The organism is Sphingomonas sp. 3-13AW (assembly GCF_049311085.1).
Taxonomy (GTDB): Bacteria; Pseudomonadota; Alphaproteobacteria; order Sphingomonadales; family Sphingomonadaceae; genus Sphingomonas.
In genome coordinates, this window is the sequence record NZ_JASNVZ010000014.1 from 13448 (window position 1) to 32543 (window position 19096).

Annotated in this window: 17 protein-coding genes; 6 read left to right on the plus strand and 11 right to left on the minus strand. The window is 66.1% G+C overall.

What is annotated here, in order from left to right; translation table 11 throughout:
• Positions 1 to 70 precede the first annotated feature (70 nt).
• A complete protein-coding gene (ahcY, locus tag QP045_RS14360; protein ID WP_422515682.1) occupies positions 71 to 1513 on the minus strand; it encodes an adenosylhomocysteinase in 1443 nt (480 codons plus the stop codon).
• 112 nt (positions 1514 to 1625) lie between these two features.
• Entirely contained in the window at positions 1626 to 2186 is a 561-nt protein-coding gene (locus tag QP045_RS14365; RefSeq protein ID WP_422515683.1) for a YqgE/AlgH family protein, read from the minus strand.
• Between the two features lie 110 nt (positions 2187 to 2296).
• Here QP045_RS14365 and QP045_RS14370 point away from each other — a divergent pair, with 110 nt between their 5' ends.
• From QP045_RS14370 to QP045_RS14380, 3 genes are all read left to right on the plus strand, one after another.
• Positions 2297 to 2785 carry a peroxiredoxin gene (locus QP045_RS14370; RefSeq protein ID WP_422515684.1) on the plus strand — a complete coding sequence of 163 codons (489 nt, stop codon included), beginning with the start codon at positions 2297 to 2299 and terminating at the stop codon, positions 2783 to 2785.
• Between the two features lie 97 nt (positions 2786 to 2882).
• Positions 2883 to 3281: a hypothetical protein gene (locus tag QP045_RS14375; protein WP_422515685.1), complete on the plus strand. Its 399-nt coding sequence runs from the start codon at positions 2883 to 2885 to the stop codon at positions 3279 to 3281.
• 118 nt (positions 3282 to 3399) lie between these two features.
• Entirely contained in the window at positions 3400 to 4836 is a 1437-nt protein-coding gene (locus QP045_RS14380) for an AMP nucleosidase (protein WP_422515686.1), read from the plus strand.
• 69 nt (positions 4837 to 4905) lie between these two features.
• Here QP045_RS14380 and QP045_RS14385 read toward each other — a convergent pair whose 3' ends face one another.
• Genes QP045_RS14385 through QP045_RS14395 form a run of 3 tightly spaced genes read right to left on the minus strand, consistent with a single transcriptional unit; the run spans position 4906 to position 7984 of the window.
• Positions 4906 to 6744: a M2 family metallopeptidase gene (locus QP045_RS14385; RefSeq protein WP_422515687.1), complete on the minus strand. Its 1839-nt coding sequence runs from the start codon at positions 6742 to 6744 to the stop codon at positions 4906 to 4908.
• 54 nt (positions 6745 to 6798) lie between these two features.
• Positions 6799 to 7560: an alpha/beta fold hydrolase gene (locus tag QP045_RS14390; RefSeq protein WP_422515688.1), complete on the minus strand. Its 762-nt coding sequence runs from the start codon at positions 7558 to 7560 to the stop codon at positions 6799 to 6801.
• Complete coding sequence (locus tag QP045_RS14395; RefSeq protein WP_422515689.1) at positions 7541 to 7984, minus strand: GFA family protein; 444 nt, start codon at positions 7982 to 7984, stop codon at positions 7541 to 7543. Before QP045_RS14395 ends, QP045_RS14390 begins: the two co-directional genes overlap by 20 nt.
• Positions 7985 to 8105: 121 nt before the next feature.
• On the opposite strand from QP045_RS14395, the gene QP045_RS14400 reads away from it, so the two are divergent.
• Both QP045_RS14400 and QP045_RS14405 read left to right on the plus strand, forming a co-directional pair.
• Positions 8106 to 9773, plus strand: coding sequence for a M28 family metallopeptidase (locus QP045_RS14400; protein ID WP_422515690.1), 1668 nt, complete (start codon positions 8106 to 8108; stop codon positions 9771 to 9773).
• Between the two features lie 144 nt (positions 9774 to 9917).
• The gene (locus QP045_RS14405) at positions 9918 to 10544 is read left to right on the plus strand and encodes a YitT family protein (protein ID WP_422515691.1); all 627 of its coding nucleotides are present in this window, start codon (positions 9918 to 9920) and stop codon (positions 10542 to 10544) included.
• A gap of 42 nt (positions 10545 to 10586) precedes the next feature.
• Here the strand turns inward: QP045_RS14405 and QP045_RS14410 are convergent, their stop codons facing one another.
• The 4 genes from QP045_RS14410 to trmD form a co-directional block, all read right to left on the minus strand.
• The gene (locus QP045_RS14410) at positions 10587 to 11615 is read right to left on the minus strand and encodes an aspartate-semialdehyde dehydrogenase (protein WP_422515692.1); all 1029 of its coding nucleotides are present in this window, start codon (positions 11613 to 11615) and stop codon (positions 10587 to 10589) included.
• A gap of 65 nt (positions 11616 to 11680) precedes the next feature.
• On the minus strand, positions 11681 to 13915 hold the full coding sequence (locus QP045_RS14415) for a DPP IV N-terminal domain-containing protein (protein ID WP_422515693.1): 2235 nt from the start codon (positions 13913 to 13915) through the stop codon (positions 11681 to 11683).
• A 223-nt stretch (positions 13916 to 14138) separates the two neighbouring features.
• Positions 14139 to 14528: a 50S ribosomal protein L19 gene (rplS, locus tag QP045_RS14420; RefSeq protein WP_422515694.1), complete on the minus strand. Its 390-nt coding sequence runs from the start codon at positions 14526 to 14528 to the stop codon at positions 14139 to 14141.
• A 1-nt stretch (position 14529) separates the two neighbouring features.
• Positions 14530 to 15261, minus strand: a complete 732-nt coding sequence (gene trmD / locus QP045_RS14425; RefSeq protein ID WP_422515695.1) for a tRNA (guanosine(37)-N1)-methyltransferase TrmD — start codon at positions 15259 to 15261, stop codon at positions 14530 to 14532.
• Between the two features lie 28 nt (positions 15262 to 15289).
• Between trmD and QP045_RS14430 the strand changes: the two genes are divergently transcribed.
• Positions 15290 to 16219, plus strand: coding sequence for an NAD(P)/FAD-dependent oxidoreductase (locus tag QP045_RS14430; protein ID WP_422515696.1), 930 nt, complete (start codon positions 15290 to 15292; stop codon positions 16217 to 16219).
• A 15-nt stretch (positions 16220 to 16234) separates the two neighbouring features.
• On the opposite strand, the gene QP045_RS14435 is transcribed toward QP045_RS14430, so the two are convergent.
• Both QP045_RS14435 and QP045_RS14440 read right to left on the minus strand, forming a co-directional pair.
• Entirely contained in the window at positions 16235 to 17488 is a 1254-nt protein-coding gene (locus QP045_RS14435; RefSeq protein ID WP_422515697.1) for a sulfotransferase family protein, read from the minus strand.
• A 60-nt stretch (positions 17489 to 17548) separates the two neighbouring features.
• Positions 17549 to 19096, minus strand: a complete 1548-nt coding sequence (locus QP045_RS14440) for a glycosyltransferase 87 family protein (RefSeq protein WP_422515698.1) — start codon at positions 19094 to 19096, stop codon at positions 17549 to 17551.

Genomic DNA, 19096 nt, shown 5'->3' on the forward strand with positions numbered 1-19096 from the left:
AAACGAAAAAGGGCGAGGTGCCCGGTGGCACCCCGCCCTCTTTCATCCCGCCGCTCAGCGACGATACCGCTTAGTAGCGGTAGTGGTCCGGCTTGAACGGGCCTTCGACCGGCACGCCGATATAGTCGGCCTGCTTCTGGCTGAGCTTCGAGAGCTTCACGCCCAGCTTGTCGAGGTGCAGCGCCGCCACCTTCTCGTCGAGGTGCTTGGGGAGGACATAGACCTCGTTCTTGTACTCGTCGGCCTTCGTCCAGAGCTCGATCTGCGCCAGCACCTGGTTGGTGAAGGACGAGGACATCACGAACGATGGGTGGCCGGTCGCGCAGCCCAGGTTCACCAGGCGGCCCTTGGCGAGAACAATGATCTTCTTGCCGTCGGCGAACTCGACTTCGTCGACCTGCGGCTTGATCTCGGTCCACTTCAGGTTGTTGAGGCCCGCGATCTGGATCTCGCTGTCGAAGTGGCCGATGTTGCACACGATCGCCATGTTCTTCATCGCGCGCATGTGGTCGAGCGTAATGACGTCGGCGTTGCCGGTCGCGGTCACGAAGATGTCGGCGCGCGTTGCCGCGTCCTCCATCGTGACGACCTCATAGCCTTCCATCGCCGCCTGCAGGGCGCAGATCGGATCGACTTCGGTCACCAGCACGCGCGCGCCGCCGTTGCGCAGCGACGCTGCCGAGCCCTTGCCCACGTCGCCGAAGCCGGCGACGCATGCGACCTTGCCGGCGAGCATGACGTCGGTGGCGCGACGGATCGCGTCGACCAGCGACTCCTTGCAGCCATAGAGGTTGTCGAACTTCGACTTGGTCACCGAGTCGTTGACGTTGATCGCCGGGAACGGGAGCTTGCCCTGCTTGGCGAGCTCATAGAGGCGATGCACGCCGGTGGTGGTCTCTTCCGACACGCCCTTAATGTTCTGGACGGTTTTGGTGAGGTAGCCCGGACGCTCCTTGAGAAAGCGCTGCAGCGTGGCGACGAAGATCTCTTCCTCTTCGTTGGTCGGCGTGAACAGCGCCTCGCCCGCTTCGACGCGCGCACCCCAGAGGGCGAACATCGTCGCGTCGCCGCCATCGTCAAGGATCATGTTGCAGGTGGTGTCCTGCCCCCAGTCGAAGATGCGGGTCACATAATCCCAATATTCTTCCAGCGTCTCGCCCTTCACGGCGAACACGGGGATGCCGGACTCTGCGATCGCAGCAGCGGCATGGTCCTGGGTCGAGAAGATGTTGCACGACGCCCAGCGCAGTTCCGCGCCGAGCTTCGCCAGCGTCTCGATCAGCACGGCGGTCTGGATCGTCATGTGCAGCGAGCCGGTGATGCGCGCGCCCTTCAGCGGCTTGGACGCACCGAATTCCTCGACCAGCGACATGAGGCCGGGCATTTCGGTCTCGGCGATCTCGATTTCCTTGCGGCCGAATGCGGCAAGGCTGATGTCCTTGATGACATAATCCTGGGTGTCGAGCGCAGTGGCCACGAAGTATCTCCTGTCGAACCGATGCGCGCCCAACATGGCGCGCGGTATGCCGCGCCAGTAGCGGACCCCCCGCCTTGGCGCAATCAGCTATATAAAGAGTTCTTTATATGATGCATCCAAAGCGGGTGTCCAAGCCCGCCGGATGCCGTCAGGCGGTGCCCGTTCCGGCGACGAGCAGCCTCGGGTCGATGCCCGCCGTGGTGAAGGCGCGGTTCCAGCGCTCCGCTGCCGGCACGTCATAGATCAGCGACGGATCGGCCGGCGTGTTGAACCAGCCATGGCGCAGCAACTCGCCGTCCAACTGGCCGCCCTCCCATCCGGCAAAGCCCAGGGCGACCAGGAACTGCTTCGGCCCGTTCCCCTCCGCGATCGCGCGCAGCACGTCGATCGTGCCTGACAGCGACCAGCAGCCCGCAACATCGATCGTGTCCTGCCCACCCCAGTCCTTGCTGTGGAGCACGAAGCCGCGACGCGGCTCGACCGGGCCGCCGACATGCACCGGCAGGTCCGCCACCAGATCGGTGCGCAGATCGAACTGCCGCAACAGGTCGTGGAGGCCCAGGCCGTCGACCTCCTCGCCGATGCCGACGCCCATCGCGCCATTTTCGTCATGCGCGCACATCGCGATCACCGCGTGCTCGAACCGCGGATCGCCGATGCCGGGCATCGCCAACAAGAATTGACCAACCAGAAACGCCGTTTTCTCCATGGTTTGAAACATAGCGTGCGGTTCGGACCGGCGCCACCGCTTGAAAATCCCGGCAGCACTTCCCTAGCTAGTCCGCGCGGCCATTCAGCCAGCACAACAGGGAGATCTGCATGACCATCCAAGTGGGCGACCGCCTGCCCGATTCCAGCTTTGCCAAGGCGACCCCGGATGGGCCGGAACTGGTCGACACCGCCAGCTTCTTCGGGGGACGCCGGGTCGCGCTGTTTTCGGTGCCGGGCGCCTTCACGCCCACCTGCTCCGCCCGCCACCTACCGGGTTTCGTCGAGAAAGCGGCGGAAATCCGGGCCAAGGGCATCGACGCGATTGCCTGCACTGCCGTCAACGACGCGTTCGTGATGCAGGCGTGGGCGGACGCGAACGGGGTCGACGACAGCGTGACGATGCTGGCGGACGGCAACGGCGCCTTTGCCAAGGCCATCGCGCTGGAACTCGACGGATCAAAGTTCGGCATGGGCACGCGTGCGCAGCGCTATGCGATGGTGGTGAACGACGGCGTGGTCGAGGCGCTGTACGTGGAAGAACCGGGCGAATTCCGGGTCAGCTCTGCCGAGCATCTGCTGGAAACGCTCAACCGCTAGTTGCGGATGCCAACTCGTTGCGCGGTCGGAACCGTCGATGGCTGCACGAGTTGGTTTCCCTGTTACGCGACCAACAAAATCGATGGGAGACGCCTCGATGAATGCGACGACGCCAAACGGCACGACCGGTTCCACCGGCAGCAACGATACCAAGACCGAAGCCGACAAGACCAGCTTCGCCGACAAGGCCCACGTCCAGCTGGACAAGAGCAAGGAGGCCGTTGCCGAGGCCGCAGCCCGCAGCAAGGAAGCGATCGAGGGCGCTGCCAAGAGCACCACGGAAGCCGTGAAGAAGAACCCGGGCACGACCGCCGCGATCGTCGCCGGTGCCGCCGCCGCCATTGCCGGCGCAGCGTTCGGCGCGTCCAAGCTGCTCGACAAGAAGAACAGCGACACCAAGGCGAAGTCGACCGGCGCCAAATCGTCCGCCGCCAAGGCGAGCGACACCAAGTCGGGAACGGCCAAGTCCGGCGAGACGAAGTCGACCACCAAATAACCCTGCCGCGGCCTGGCCGCGGGATGGCAGACCGCCGGTGCCCCCTTCCGTAGGGCATCGGCGGTTCGCCGCTTTGGGGCCGCTTGCACGGTGGCCCGGAACGCTTTAGCCGCAGACAATGACGCAAGCCTCAGACATCGTCGATCAGCTGGATCGACTCTATAATGCCTCCGTGGATCGGCTTCGGAGCGCCCTCGACACCTATCTGCGCGACCGCACTCCCCCGCCGAGTTCCGCGCGCATGGATGGCTCCTTCGCCTATCCCGAACTCCGGCTGAGCTACCGCGGCGGCAACGACATGCCGACACCGATGCGCTCGTTCGCGCGGCTGAACGTGCCGGGCGAATACCGCATCACGGTGACCAAGCCGGCGATGTTCTCCGACTATCTCATCGAACAGCTCTCGCTGATCCTCGAGAGCCACGACGTCGAGGTCAGCATCGCCCCCAGCCGGCAGGAAATCCCCTTCCCCTATGTGCTGGACGCCGGGCATGCGATGAGCCTGGACGAGGTCTCCGCCACCGAACTCGCCCGCCATTTTCCGGCGACCGAACTCGCGCATATCGGCGACGAGATCGCGGATGGCCTGTGGATCCACTCGGACGGAAACCGCCCGCTGGCGCTGTTCGACGGCCTGCGCACCGATTTCTCGCTCGCCCGGCTGCGTCACTATACCGGCACCCCGCCCGAGCACATCCAGCGCTACGTGCTGTTCACCAACTATCATCGCTATGTCGACGAGTTCGTCCGCTGGGCGTGCTCGCAGCTTGGCGAAGGCAGCCGGTACACTGCAGTGTCGGGTGCCGGCGGGATCATGATGACGGCAGGCGACGACCCCGACAAACTGGTGTCCGACAGCGCATGGCGCCGGCACCAGATGCCGGCCTATCACCTGATGGCGCCGGATCGCAGCGGCATCACCCTCGTCAACATCGGCGTCGGGCCCTCCAACGCGAAGACGATCTGCGACCATCTGGCCGTTACCCGGCCGGAAGCATGGTTGATGATCGGCCACTGCGGCGGCCTGCGCCCCAGCCAGCGCATCGGCGACTATGTGCTGGCCCACGCCTATCTGCGCGACGACCATATCCTCGACGACGTGCTGCCGCCGGAAATCCCGGTCCCAGCGATTGCCGAGGTGCAGCAGGCGCTCGCACGCGCCGCAGAGACGGTGTCCGGCCAGTCCGGCGACGAGCTCAAGCGGCGGCTGCGCACCGGCACCATCGTCACCACCGATGACCGCAATTGGGAGCTTCAGTTCTCCCGTTCGGCGCTGCGCTTCTCGCTCAGCCGCGCAGTCGGCATCGACATGGAGTCCGCGACCATCGCGGCGCAGGGCTATCGCTTCCGCGTGCCCTATGGGACGCTGCTGTGCGTGTCGGACAAGCCGCTGCACGGCGAACTGAAGCTGCCGGGGCAGGCGAACCGCTTCTACGAGCGCGCCATCAACGAGCACATGCGGATCGGCATCGAGACCTGCGAGGAACTGCGGAGGGAGGGCAATCGCCTCCACAGCCGCAAGCTCCGCGCGTTCAACGAGCCACCGTTCCGCTAAGCCATGTCCTGACGCAGGTCAGGCGGCACGAGGGGCTTGCACGGCGCGCACCGTGCAAGCCCCTTTTGCTTACCAGCCCTTGGGCTTGCCCTTGTTCTGCTGGTCGAGCCACTTCTTGAGGGGGGCGAAATAGTCCACCAGCGCCTTGCCGCTCATCTCGCGGGTGCCGGTGAACGCCTGCAGCGCCTCTGGCCAGGGCTTGGACGCGCCCATCTCCAGCATCGCGTTCAGGCGTGCACCGACCTCCTTGTTGCCGAAGAAGGAGCAGCGATGCAGCGGGCCCTTCCAGCCCGCCTGGTCGCAGGCAGCCTTGTAGAACTGGAACTGGAGGATGCGCGCCAGGAAATAGCGCGCGTACGGGGTGTTGCCGGGGATGTGGTACTTGCCGCCCGGATCGAAGCGGCTCTCGTCCCGCGCCACCGGCGGCACGATCCCCTGGTACTGGAGGCGCAAGGCGTCCCAGCCCTTCTGATACTCACCCGTCGGGATCTGGCCCGAGAAGACGCCCCAGCGCCACTTGTCCATCAGCAGGCCGAACGGGAGAAACGCGACCTTGTCCATCGCCTGCCGGAGCAGGAGGCCGATGTCCTTGTCCGCGGACGGCACCCGCGCAGGATCGAGCAGGTTGATGGTGACGAGATAATCCGGCGTGATCGACAGCGCGACGAAGTCGCCGATCGCCTCGTGGAACCCGTCGTTGGCGCCGTTCCGGTAGAGGAACGGCTGCTTGTTATAGGCGCGCTGGTAGTAATTGTGGCCCAGTTCATGGTGGATCGTGACGAAGTCGTCAGAATTCACCTTGGTGCACATCTTGATGCGCAGGTCGTCGACGCTGTCGATGTCCCAGGCGGAGGCGTGGCAGATCACCTCGCGGTCCGCCGGCTTCACGATCTGCGAACGCTGCCAGAACGTCTCGGGCAGAGGCGCGAAGCCCAGCGAGGAGTAGAAGCCCTCGCCGGTCTTTACCATTTTCACCGGGTCGTAGTTCTTGGCCTTCAGCAGGTCGCCGATATCATAGCCGAGGTCGCCGGCGCCCGGAGGTGCGACCACATCATAGATGTTGCCCCATTCCTGCGCCCACATGTTGCCGAGCAGGTCGGCGCGGATCGGGCCGGTCTTGGCCTGGACGGCATCGCCGTACTTATCGTTCAGCTTCCAGCGGACATAGGTGTGGAGCGAGAGGTAGAGCGGCTCGACCTCCTTCCACAGCTTGTCGGCCAGCTGCTCGAACTGCTCCGGCGGCATGTCATAGCCCGAACGCCACATCGCGCCGACGTCGGAGAAGCCCAGCTCCTTTGCGCCGTCGTTGGCGATGCCGACCATCTCGGCATAGTCGCTGCGCATGGGCGCGCCGACATTGTCGTGCCAGCTGACCCACATCTCCTTGAGCTCATCGGGGTTCCGGCTGTCGCCCATGGCCGCCTCGATGTCGGAGCCGTTGATCGGCTGCCCACCCTTGGTGCCGCGGCCCTTGCCGTAGGAGGAGGCCATGCGGGTGGCGATCTCGGACAGTTCCTGCGCGGCGCCGGGCCGGGTCGGCGCCGGCAGGGTCAAGCCGTTCTTCAGGATGTCGAGCTTGCGGCGGGTGTCGAAGGACAGGCCCTTCACCCCGTCGAACTTCGCCGCCTCCAGCGCGTAGCGGACACCCATTTCGGTGCCGATCGCGCCCGACTTGGCGGCCAGGGCGTCGGTGTCCTCGGTGATATAGGTGGCGTTGACCCAGGCGGTGCGCGACGCATCGAGCGAGTAGTCGGCAAACTCCTTCTCCGCACGCGCGACCAGCGCGTCGGCCTGTGCGGCCGTGGGCGCCGCGTTCGCGGTGGCGATTGACGCGGTCTGCGCCAGCGCGGGCGCAGCGGACGCTAGCGAAAGAGCGACGGCAAGCGTCGAGGCAGCGGTACGGAACATGGGACCTCGGTGTAGGAACGGATGCGCATTCCTGCGCGCCCGCCCCGCCCCGGGTCAAGCGGCGAGGAAGTCGGCGATCGCCTGTCCCAGCTCCGGCTTGGTCACGGCACTCATATGACCGCCCGGCACCTCGCGCAGCGTGGCGTTGGGCAGCAGGTCGGCGAGCGCGGCATGGCTGCCATTGTCGCCGTCCTCCTCTCCGGCCACGATCAGGGTCGGCTGGCGGATGGCAGCGATTTCTTCCGGCGTGGTGTCGACGAAGGTGTCGAGGATGCCGAGCAGCGCGACCGGATCGCCCTTGGTCGTCTTGAGAAACGCTTCGGCCATCCATTCCGGCGTCCCGCGCTCGTGCTTGCCGAGGTTGGTCAGGATGTTGCGGAAATGCCCCGCCCGTGCGCCGGTGTCGGTCAGCCCCTCCAGCCCCATGCCGGCGATGACGAGCTTGCCCGGCGCAGCACCGCGCGCGAGCGTCCGGACAGCGGTGCGGCCACCCAGCGAATAGCCGGCGAGATCATAGTCGGTGAGCCCAAGGTGCGCGACCAGTGCCTCCCCATCCTGCGCCAACGCGTCCGGCGGATAGGCGGCGGGATCATGCGGGCAGGCACTTTGTCCGTGGGCGCGCAGGTCCGGCATGATGACCCGATAACCCTTTGCCGCGATCCGCGCGGCGTGGCCGTAGCGGATCCAGTTCGTATAGGCGTCGCTGAAATAGCCGTGGATCAGCAGCAGCGGACGCCCCGCCCCGCCCTCGTGCCAGGCGAGTTCGGTGCCGTCGAAGCTGTTGAACCGGTGCGTCTCAGTCGGGAAGTCTGCCAACGATTTTCATCCACCTGTCGCGAGTGCCTGGGTTCTCGTCCGCGCGATATTCGGGCAGGCCCCGCGTGTCGAGCCATTGCGGGTGCCAGCTTTCCACCCCGAAATGATGGCGTGGCTGGAAGCGGCCGGGTGCATCGAAGCTCCCCACCGTCAGGTCCATGTTCTCGCTGTCCGGGAACTCGAAGGTAAGCGACGTGCCGCATTCCCGGCAGAAACCACGGCTGGCGATCGGCGACGAAGCATAGCGGTCGGGCTGGTGCTCCCAAACCACCTCCGCCTTCTTCACGTTCTTGAACGCGATCGAGACATTGCCGGTCGCGCGCTGGCACATCCGGCAGTGGCAGAGATAGGCGTCGTCGTTGTGAATGGCGACGCGGTAGCGCACCCGCCCGCACTGACAGCCCCCGGAAACCACTTCCTGCATCGCCTGCCTCCTTCGTCCGCCTCGTTGCACCACCTCGACATTGCGCGCAGCTTTGGCATCAATGCGTCAGGGCCATTCGCGCCACATGATTTAGTCGCTTCGCACAGGAGTTGTTCCACCCATGCCGTTCCGTTCCCCGCGCTCGCCGATGCGACTGCTTGCGCTTGCCGCCCTGCTCGGCGCTTCCCCGGCCGCGATCGCGGCGCCAGCCAAGAAGCCCGTCTTCGACATCGCGCGCGTCACCAACGACATCAAGACGCTGTCGAGCGACGAATTTGAGGGCCGTGGCCCCGCCACCCGCGCCGAGACCAAGACGATCGACTACATCGCCGCCCAGTTCAAGGCCGCAGGGTTGAAGCCCGCCGGCGACAAGGGCAGCTTCTTCCAGAACGTGCCGCTGCTGCGATCGGACATCGTCGGCACGCCCAGCCTGTCGATGGCGATCGGCGGAGCCACCAAGAAGCTGACCCAGGGCAACGAGATTGCCGTCCGTGCCGCCTCGACCGGCCAGACATCGGTCAAGCTCGACCAGGTGCCGCTGGTGTTCGTGGGCTATGGCGTGAAAGCGCCGGAACGCAACTGGGATGACTTCAAGGGCGTCGACCTCAAGGGCAAGATCATGGTCGTGCTCGTCAACGACCCCGATTTCGAGGGTGGCGAGGGCGACTTCGGCGGCCGGCTGATGACCTACTACGGCCGCTGGACCTACAAATATGAGGAAGCCGCCCGCCAGGGTGCCGCCGGCGTCCTCGTGATCCACGAAACCGAGCCCGCCTCCTATGGCTGGGCGACGGTCAAAAACTCGAACACGAACACCATGTTCGACATCGTGCGCGCGAACCCTGCTGCCGCGCACACGCCGATGGAGGGCTGGATCCAGAAGGATCTGGCAGCCGAGCTGTTCAAGGCGGCGGGCACGGACTTCGAAGCCGCCAAGGCCGCGGCCCGCAAGGCCGACTTCCGCCCCATGGCGCTCAACGCGACCATGACCGCCAACTACCAGGTGAAGCCAGAGGTCATCACCTCGCACAACGTCGCCGGGATCCTGCCCGGCAGCCGCCATCCGGAAGAGACCATCATCTACTCGGCCCATTGGGACCATCTCGGCATCGGCGCCCCGGATGCAAAGGGCGACACCATCTATAATGGCGCGCGCGACAATGCGACCGGCACGGCTGCGCTGATGGAGATGGCCCGCGCGTACGCCAAGGGCCCGAAGCCGGATCGCTCGATCCTGTTCCTCGCGGTAACGGCCGAGGAAAAGGGGCTGCTGGGTTCCGAATACTACGCCGACAACCCGCTTCGGCCGCTCGCCACTACTGTGGGCGCGATCAACATGGACGGGCCGTTCGCGGTGGAGACGACCACCGACTTCAGCATTTCGGGCGCGGCGAAGCTCGACCTGCTCACCATCCTGACCGAGGAAGCGGCCAAGTTTGGGCGCCACTATACCCCCGAGACGCGGCCCGAGGCCGGCGGCTTCTATCGCTCCGACCACTTTCCCTTCGCAAAGCGCGGGGTGCCGGCAATCTCCTATAGTGCCGGGCAGGATCTGGTGAACGGCGGCACGGCCCGGGGCAAGGAACTGAGCGACCTCTATACCCGCGACCGCTACCACCAGCCGGCCGACGAATATGACGCCAGCTGGAATACCAGCAGCTGGGAGGGCGACCTGAGCCTGCTCTACAATCTGGGCGACCGGCTGGCGAACAGCCGGGTGTGGCCGAACTGGTCCGCCGACAGCGAATTCCGCGCCACCCGCGAGCAGACGGCGACCCAGCGGAAGTGACGGCGACGGGCGGGACGGCCGGTGCCGATCCCGCCCCGGCCAAGCCTCGGCATGGACGGGGCCGCCTCGGCACGATAGAGGCCGCGTCAAAATAACAGCATCAGGAGAGGCATGACCTGCCGGAGGCCCCTTTCGGAGCCCTTGATGACGTCTGTCCGCCATCCTTCCCCGTCCGACGGCATTCCGCACAGCAGTGCGGAGGATATCTATGCGATGTTCGTCGGCTGCACCTTGCTGGTACTGGGACTGGTGTTCCTGAAGGCCGCGGGGCTTGTGACCGGCGGGATCGCGGGGATCGCGCTGCTCGTCTCCTACCTGGTGCCGCTGCCCCCGGGGGTGCTGTTCACCGTCATCAACCTTCCGTTCTTTGCCTTTGCCTGGAAGGTGATGGGCGCGCGCTTCACGCTGCGCTCGATCGCGGTCAACGCCGCGATCGCACTCTTCTCGGCGATCCGCCCCTATTCCTTCGATGTGAGCAACGTGCATCCGCTCGTCGGGGCGCTCGTCGGCGGGACCGTGATCGGGATGGGCATCCTGGCCCTCGCACGCCACGACGCGGCCGTGGGCGGTACCGGGGTCCTGACCCTGTGGCTGCAACGAACGCGGGGCTGGAACGCCGGACGCACCCAGATCGCGCTCGACATCGTGATCCTGGCGATGGCGATTCCGGTGGTGTCGGGCGACCGGCTCGGCTGGTCGATCCTGAGCGCGGCCGCGGTCAGCGGCATCCTGATCGCATGGCATCGGCCGGGCCGCTACACCGGCTATTGAGCGGGACGGCCACCCCGGCACGAAGCCGGGGCAGCCGCTAAATCAAGCCGCCTTCTTGAGGTGCCGGCGACCCAGCAGCTCGGCGATCTGCACCGCGTTCAGGGCAGCGCCCTTGCGCAGGTTGTCGCTGACGCACCACAGCGCCAGGCCGTTCTCCACGGTCGAATCCTCGCGCACGCGGCTGATATAGGTCGCGAACTCGCCCACACACTCAACCGGGGTGATGTAGCCACCGTCCTCGCGCTTGTCGTAGAGCATGATCCCCGGGGCCTCGCGCAGGATGTTCTGCGCTTCCTCGGCCGAGATCTCGTTCTCGAACTCGATGTTGATCGCCTCGGAATGGCCGACGAACACCGGAACCCGGACGCAGGTCGCCACCACCTTGATCTTGGGGTCCAGGATCTTCTTGGTCTCGACCACCATCTTCCACTCTTCCTTGGTCGAACCGTCGTCCAGGAAGCTGTCGATGTGCGGGATCACGTTGAACGCGATCTGCTTGGTGAACTTCTTCGCCTCCGCCGGATCGCCGACGAAGATGTTGCGGCTCTGCTCGAACAGCTCGTCCATGCCGGCCTTGCCCGCGCCCGAAACCGACTGATAGGTCGCAACGACCACGCGCTTGATCTTGGCGGCGTCGTGCAGCGGCTTCAGAGCGACCACCATCTGCGCGGTCGAGCAGTTCGGGTTCGCGATGATGTTCTTCGCGCGATAGCCGTCGATCGCCTCCGGATTCACCTCCGGCACGATCAGCGGCACGTCCGGGTCCATGCGGTACAGCGACGAATTGTCGATCACCGTGCAGCCGGCGGCGGCGAACTTGGGCGCATACACCTTGGTCGCTTCCGACCCGATCGCGAACAGGGCCATGTCCCAGCCGGTCGGATCGAAATGCTCGATGTTCTGGACTTTGAACTGCTTGCCGGTCTCGCCATAATCGACGGTGTCGCCCACCGACCGGGAGGAGGCGACCACCGCCAGCTCGTCGATCGGAAATTCGCGCTCCGCCAGGATGTTGAGCATCTCGCGGCCGACATTCCCCGTCGCGCCCGCGACCACCACCCGATAACCCATCACTCACTCCATTCGCGTCAGTCGCCGCGGCGCTAGCCCTTCTGGCGCACCGCGGCAACCAAGCGTTACTTTGCTTCGCCGTCCTGGGAGTTTCGCGCAACAACGTTGCGATCCAGGAACTCCAGGATGGTTTTCCACAGATGCTCGCCGACACCCGGCCCACCGACGCGATGGGTGCTGCCGGGGTAGAACATCATCTCGAACGGCGTGGCCGTGCGCTGCATCTCCGCTGCGAACAGCGTCGAATTGTCGAGGAAGACGTTGTCGTCGGCCATGCCGTGGATCAGCAGCAGCGGATCGCGGATTTTCGATGCCTCCGTCACCGCCCCCGACGCGCTATAGCTCTGCGGGTCAGTGCGGGGATCGCCCAGATAGCGCTCGGTGTAATGCGTGTCGTACAGCGTCCAGTCGGTGACCGGCGCACCCGCCACCGCCGCCGCATAGACGCCAGGATTCTTCTCCAGCATCTTGATCGACATATAGCCGCCATAGGACCAGCCATAGGTCGCGATCTTTGTCGGATCGACGAACGGCAGCGTCTTCAGATAGTTTGCGCCGGCAAGCTGGTCGTCGACCTCGACCGTCCCCATCGCGTGATAGATCTGGTCCTCGAACGCCTTGCCGCGGTTATACGAACCGCGATTGTCGATCTGGAAGAAGATCCAGCCCTGGTCGACCAGATACTGCGGCAGGGCACCCTGCCAGCCGCGCGTCACCTGCTGGCCCGTGCCGGGGCCGCCGTAATGCTGGAAGAACACCGGGTATTTCTTGCCCGGCTCCAGCGGCGGGGTGATCATCTCCCAGTGAAGCGTCGATCCGTCGGCCGCCTTGATGGTCCCGAACTGCGTCGGGCGATGGCTCGCCGCGAACGGGTAATAGGGATGATCCGGCCCGATCGCATTCTCGTTGATCCAGGCGATCCGCTTGCCGGTGATGTCGGCAAGATAGACCTGCGCCGGCTGGGTCGGGCTGGAGCGCGTGATGAGGAAACGGCTCGCGGCCCCGTCCATGGTCGCACCGTTCCACCAGCCCTTTTCGGTCAGGCGGGTGATGGTGCCCGGACGCTTCAGGTCGAGCGCGTAGAGATGCTGCTCGAGCACGTCGTCCTTGTTGCCGGTGAAGAACAGCCGGCCCTTGGCCTCATCGATGCCGACCAGCGACTGGACGACCCACGACCCCTTGGTCAGCTGCGTCCACTTGCCCGCCTTCCAGCGGTAGAGGTGGCCAAAGCCGTCCCGCTCCGACCGCCAGATGAGGCTCCCGTCCTTCATCACGCGATAGGCGTCGGACAGGTTCAGCCAGCTCCGCTCGCCGGCCGTCTCGGTGAACAGCACGGTGGAGGCGCCGGTCGTGGGATCGACGCGCAGCATGTCCAGCCGCTTCTGGTCGCGGGTCTGGCGCTGGACCAGCAGCGCGGAACCGTCGGGCAGCCAGTTGACGCGCGCCAGATAGATGTCGGGATCGGGGCCCAGGTCGACCTTCACCCTGCCCGAGCCGTCCGGCTTCATGACATAGAGGTCGACCAGCGCATTGGGGGTGCCCGCCGCCGGATAGCGCTGGTCATAGACCTTCGTGCCGCTGGCGCCGATGGCAGCGCGGCTGAAGACCTTCACCGGCGCTTCGTCGAACCGCTCAACCGCGATGTAGCGCTCGTCCGGCGACCACCAATAGCCGGTGAAGCGGTGCATTTCCTCCTGCGCCACGAACTCGGCCTCGCCGAAGTGGACGGTGCCGCCCCCCTCGGTCGTTACCGGCCGGGCGTCGCCACCGCCGAGTGGCTGCACGAACAAATTCTGGTCGCGCACGAAGCTGACGAAGCTGCCCTTGGGGCTTACCAGCGGGTTGAGTTCGCCCGCCTGCGTCTCGGTCAGGCGGCGGACCTGGCCATCCAGGGTCGCCAGGAACAGGTCGCCGTCGAGCGGGACGAGGATCGACTGGCCGTCGGGCGCGAAATCATAGGCGACGATGCCCTGCGAGCCCGCGATGCGTGCGCGCTCCCGCTGCATCTTCTCGGCCTCGGAAAGCTCGGCGCCGGATCCGACCTTCTTGGAATCGACCAGCATCCGCCATTCGCCGCTGGTCGTGTCCATCGCCCAGAGGTCGAAGCGCTCCTTTTCCTCCGGCCGATTGCGCAGCACGGTCACGAAACGGCCGTCGGGCGAAATCTTCAGGTTGCGCGGTGCGGTGCCGTTGAGGTCGGGGCTTCCGAACACGCGTGCCAGTGTCAACGCCTGCTGCGCGTCCTGCGCTCCCTGGGTCACAGGGGCCGGCTGCGGCGACTGCGCCAGATCAGCGGCCATGGCAGCGGTTCCGCTCGACAGCATCGCAACGCCCAACACCCATTTCAACATCCCGTCGCGTCTCCGTGGAAAGCACCCGCGGACGCAGGTGCCCGCGCGTTATTGCGGCGCAGCGGCCGCGGGTAAAGCATTGGTTCGCCATGGCGAACCCGAGGAACGCAAAAGGGGCGCGGAAGGCTGTCGCCCTCCGCGCCCCTGAAGCGGTACCGATCGGCGCCAGCCGTTACTCGGCGGCGGCTGCCGGAGCCGGACGCGGGTCGCGGCGCTCGGCGATACGCGCCGACTTGCCGGTGCGGCCGCGCAGGTAATAGAGCTTCGCGCGACGCACGACGCCGCGGCGAACGACCTCGATCGCGTCGATGTTCGGCGAGTACAGCGGGAAGACGCGCTCGACGCCCTCACCAAAGCTGATCTTGCGGACCGTGAACGACGAGCCCATGCCCTTGTTCGAGCGCGCGATGCACACGCCCTCGTAGTTCTGAACGCGGGTGCGCTCGCCTTCGACCACCTTCACGCCAACGCGCAGCGTGTCGCCCGCGCGGAATTCCGGAATCTTCTTCGCCTCGTTGAACTTGGCGATCTGCTCGGCTTCGAGCGTCTGGATGAGGTTCATTTCAATCTTCCTCGTCATGTCGCCGCGCGCCAGAGGGAGGTCGGACCCGAGCGCCCTCATGGCGCTCCCACAGATCCGGCCTCCGTAGCCGTGTATCGACCTCGGACCTGTGCTTTCGCCAGGCCGCGATCTTCGCATGATCCCCCGATCGCAGCACTTCGGGGATCGTGCGCCCTTCCCATGTGACTGGTCGGGTGTATTGCGGGTATTCGAGCAGCCCCGTTTCGAAGCTCTCGTCATCCCCGCTGGAAGCCGCGCCCATTACGCCCGGAAGCAGCCGAATGCAAGCATCGAGCAGCACCAGCGCACCCATCTCGCCCCCCGACAACACATAGTCGCCGATCGAGATGAGTTCGATGTCGCGCGCTTCGAACAGGCGTTCGTCATAGCCCTCGAACCGCCCGCACAAGACGGTGACGCCCGGCCCCTGCGCCAGGGCGCGTACCCGCTGCTGATCGAGCGGACGGCCGCGCGGACTCATCGCGATGACAGGGCGATCATCCGCCACGCTGTCCAGCGCGGCCGCAAGCACGTCCGCGCGCATCACCATCCCCGCGCCCCCGCCTGCAGGCGTGTCGTCGACCGAACGGTGCTTGTCCGTCGCGAAGTCGCGGATCTGCACGGTCTCCAGCGACCAGCGCTCCTCGCGCAGCGCGCGTCCGGCAAGCGATATGCCGAGCGGGCCGGGAAACATCTCCGGGTAAAGCGTTAGGACGGTGGCGGCAAAGGACATGCCAGCCCCATTGACCGATGGAGACAGGATGACAAGTTCCGAGACGCAGGCCGACGATTGCATCATCATCGGCGCGGGCCCGGCGGGACTGACCGCCGCCATCTACCTGGCACGCTTTCACCTCTCAATCCGCCTGTTCGATTGCGGCTCCAGCCGTGCAGCGATGATCCCGTGCACGCGCAATCACGCTGGCTATCCCGAAGGGATCAAAGGCACCGAACTGCTCCGCCTGATGCACGAACAGGCAAAGCACTATGGCGCGCATCGCGAGCTGGCGGAGGTCACCGGCCTCTCCCGCGATGAAGACGGCTTTGCGGTACGCATCGGCGACCGCGTCACCCGCGCGCGCACCGTCCTGCTCGCGACCGGCGTCGTGAACCATCGCCCCCAGAGCCTGCCCAACGACATCCACGATGCCGCGCTCAACCGCGGCCTGCTGCGCTACTGCCCGATTTGCGACGGCTATGAAGTCACCGACAAGCGCGTCAGCGTGATCGGCACGGGCGAACACGGCATGCGCGAGGCGCTGTTCCTGCGCGGCTATACGCGTGACGTGACGCTGATCGCACCGGACGCCGAACATGGCCTCGACGAAGCCTGCATGGCCAAGCTCGATGCCGCCGGTATTGCGCGCGTGGATGGCCCCTGCGGGGGCTTCGCTATCGAAGGCGACCAGCTGGCGCTCGACACCGCGAGTGGACGCATGGCGTTCGACAGCGTCTATCCCGCACTCGGCTCCCGCATCCGCTCCCACCTCGCGGTCGAGGCAGGCGCGCGGGCAAGCGACGACGGCTGCCTGGAAGTCGACGACCACCAGCGCACCTCCGTGCCCGGGCTGTTTGCCGCCGGCGACGTGGTGAAGGGGCTCGACCAGATCAGCCATGCCATGGGTGAGGCAGGCGTTGCCGCGACCACCATCCGCAACACGCTGAGCGAGCAGACGCCGCTGTGGCGATAGCTGCGCGGCGGGCGGTCAGGCTACCGCCAGCACCTCGGGCGCGGCGTGCCCCGGATTGCGTACGGCGCACTCGACCTCGGCTTCGGAGAGGCCGAACTCGCCGAGCGTATAGCGATGGCGCGCCAGCCGCCGATGGCGCCGTTGATCGAGGTAGCGTTGCATGCGGTCGCGAACGGCGTCCGTCAGGGGCAGGTCGAGCATGCGATACACGCGGCGCATCTCGCGCTCCCAATCCTTCCCGATGGCGTCGAAGCCGACGTCGACCTGCGGCACGTCTGCCGACGCGCGCGCCGAGCGCATCCGCTGCTCTCGCAAGGCGACCTTGCGGACCCACTCCGCCCCGATCCAATGGGGGTCGACGGCATCGGACTGCACGGCCATCTGGCTATGCACCAGCGATGCGGAGGAGCCGACTACGGCGGACGCCTTGCGGTCGAGGCACACCAGACGCGCGTCGGGAAATGTGGTCAGAAGCGAATCCAGGTCCTGCGCGAATTGCGGGAGCTTGAGCACCCAGGGCCGATCTCCCCGCTCCTTTCGCAGCCACGCGACGGTCTGCATCAGGCGCTTGAACTCGGCATAGACCGGGCGCGTGTCCATCGCCTCGCCGGCTGCGGCAAAGCTGGGGATGCGCCACTGCGCCTCGAACGCCGCGCCGAAGATCGACACATTGTGCAGCCCGATTTCCTCGTCCGCTGCCTCCAGCGCCGTCGGGTGGATCACGCGGAAGTCCGGGTTCAGCCACTGGGCGCAGCGCAGCCCGATCCAGGCGCGGATCCGGCGATCGTCCACCCAGCCGTTGCTGGTGACAGGCACCGGGTTCCAGCTTTCAAAGAAGCGCGTGTGGGCAAGCCGGGGATCGCAGGCGAGGAGCCGCTGCATGCGCGTGCTGCCGGAACGCATCTGTCCGAGCACGATGATCGGACGCGGGATCGGAACTTCCAGGATTTCAGGATGACGCCGCCACAGCGCGTGCACGCGCGCACGGTCCGCCAGTGCCGCTACCAGCTGTCCATAGGCGATCACCGTCCCCAGCGGCGACAGCGCCGCCTCTGCATGCAGCGCTTCGGTCAGCGCAGCCAGCCGAACCTGCCAGCCGGGATCGCTTCCGAAGTCCTGAAGGCCGGTCCTTGTGCGCGCAGCGGCGATCAGATGGTCCGGCTCCAGCACCGGGCGTGCGAGCCAGCCGCGATCCCACGCCTGTTCCAGGATACCGCTGATACGCGCGTGACGTCGAAGGGTCGGTCGGGCGGGCGGCTCGAATTGCAAGCGTCTGAATCTCCGTCCGTGCGATCGAGGAACTTCGCCGGCCAAGGGATAATGCGTCAGCTAGCCACCAGTGCCAACCCGGCCAAAATCACCAGGCCGCAGGTAGAGCGAAAGAGTGCCCGAAGGAGACTGCATCCGCCGATAGTTATGCCGTTCTGCCCAGCGCTTCAGCGGCGCATCCAGCCCGCCGGGGGCGTCGGGCGTCGAACGCCCCTCCCCGCCGGTCACGATCGCTGACGGAGGCGTGTTCCTGAACGCACGGTCGAGGCTCTCGCGAGTAACGACGTGCATCCGCCGCTCTTCGTCCGCGGTCATCAGTCCGTGCATCCGGTAGAGGAACGGACCCATGGCAAAGCGCGGGTCGATATCGAGCCTGCCTCCGGCGAAGCGCTCCGGCGACAGGCTCGCCGCCATTCCCGGTGCCCCACTGTCATCGAGATGGTCGCCGAGCCAGGCACCATCCGCCACGGCGAGCAGGATCGGGGATCCGTCGCGCAGTGCCCCGACGCTTTCCGCTCCGGTGCGCCAGATCCCCAGCACCAGCGTCACGGCGAACACCAGCTGCAGGCTTCTGCGCGGCGCGATCGGCCCGTGGATGGCACCGAACCGGATGAACAGGGGCGGCAGAATGGGAATGACATATTGCCGGAAGCTCGGCTGCGGCAGCATCGCCGCGATGCACCCGGCGATAATCAGCCAGTCGAGCGCCACGCCGTGCCGGTCGCCGCCGTGTCGAAAACGCCGCCACAGCACGAGCGCGAGTACGACCAGCGCAGGCCCCTGCACCATGAACCAGGCAAGCCTGCGCAGCGTGGTTCCGAATTCGAGCATGTGCGCCTGGTCGTTAACCATTCGCCACTGCTGGGGCGCGACGAGGGAATATTCGAAAACTCCGAAGAGGAAGTTCTCCGGCACGAGCGCAAACAGCACCAGCGTCGGCAACACACCGACGGCACCGCCCAGCGCATAGGCCACGGCACCACGGAAGCGGTCGCGGCGCCCCTCGTACAGCATGACCGCGAACAATACGCCGGCGGGGACGATGTAGCTGATCTTTACCGACACCGCGGCGCCGAAGGCGAGGCCGGCAAGAAAGAGCCGCCAGTCGTGCCGCATGCCGCGATGGGTTCCGACCAGAAGCCAGATGCCAAGCGTCTCGAAGAACAGCGGTAGCGTATCGTTCCGCGCGACGCCGCCCGCAAAGATCATCGCATCGCACAGCGCCAGCATCGCCGCCGCAGCCAGCGCGCGGCGTGGCGTGCCCCCGGCCGCAAGCGCCGCCCGATAGACGATCAGGATCGCCCCCGCCGCGGCCAGTGCGTTCACCAGCCTGAGCGTGAGGAACAGCCAACCCTCCTCGAAAAAGGCGAAGGGCGCCAGCAGCAGCGGCTGTAACGGCGTCTGCAGATACATGAAGTCGCGGAACGGCAGGCCGTGCCGCATCAGTTCGACCGCGGCGACATACTGGCTTTCGTCACGGTTGAGCGGAAGCACCAGCGCCGCGAGGGTGAAGAGCAGGAGAGATGCCAGGAACAGGATCCCGGCAGGACCAATCGGCCTGCCGAGCAAACCAGCCGGCGTTGTGACGCCGAACAGGCGCGTCTTCAT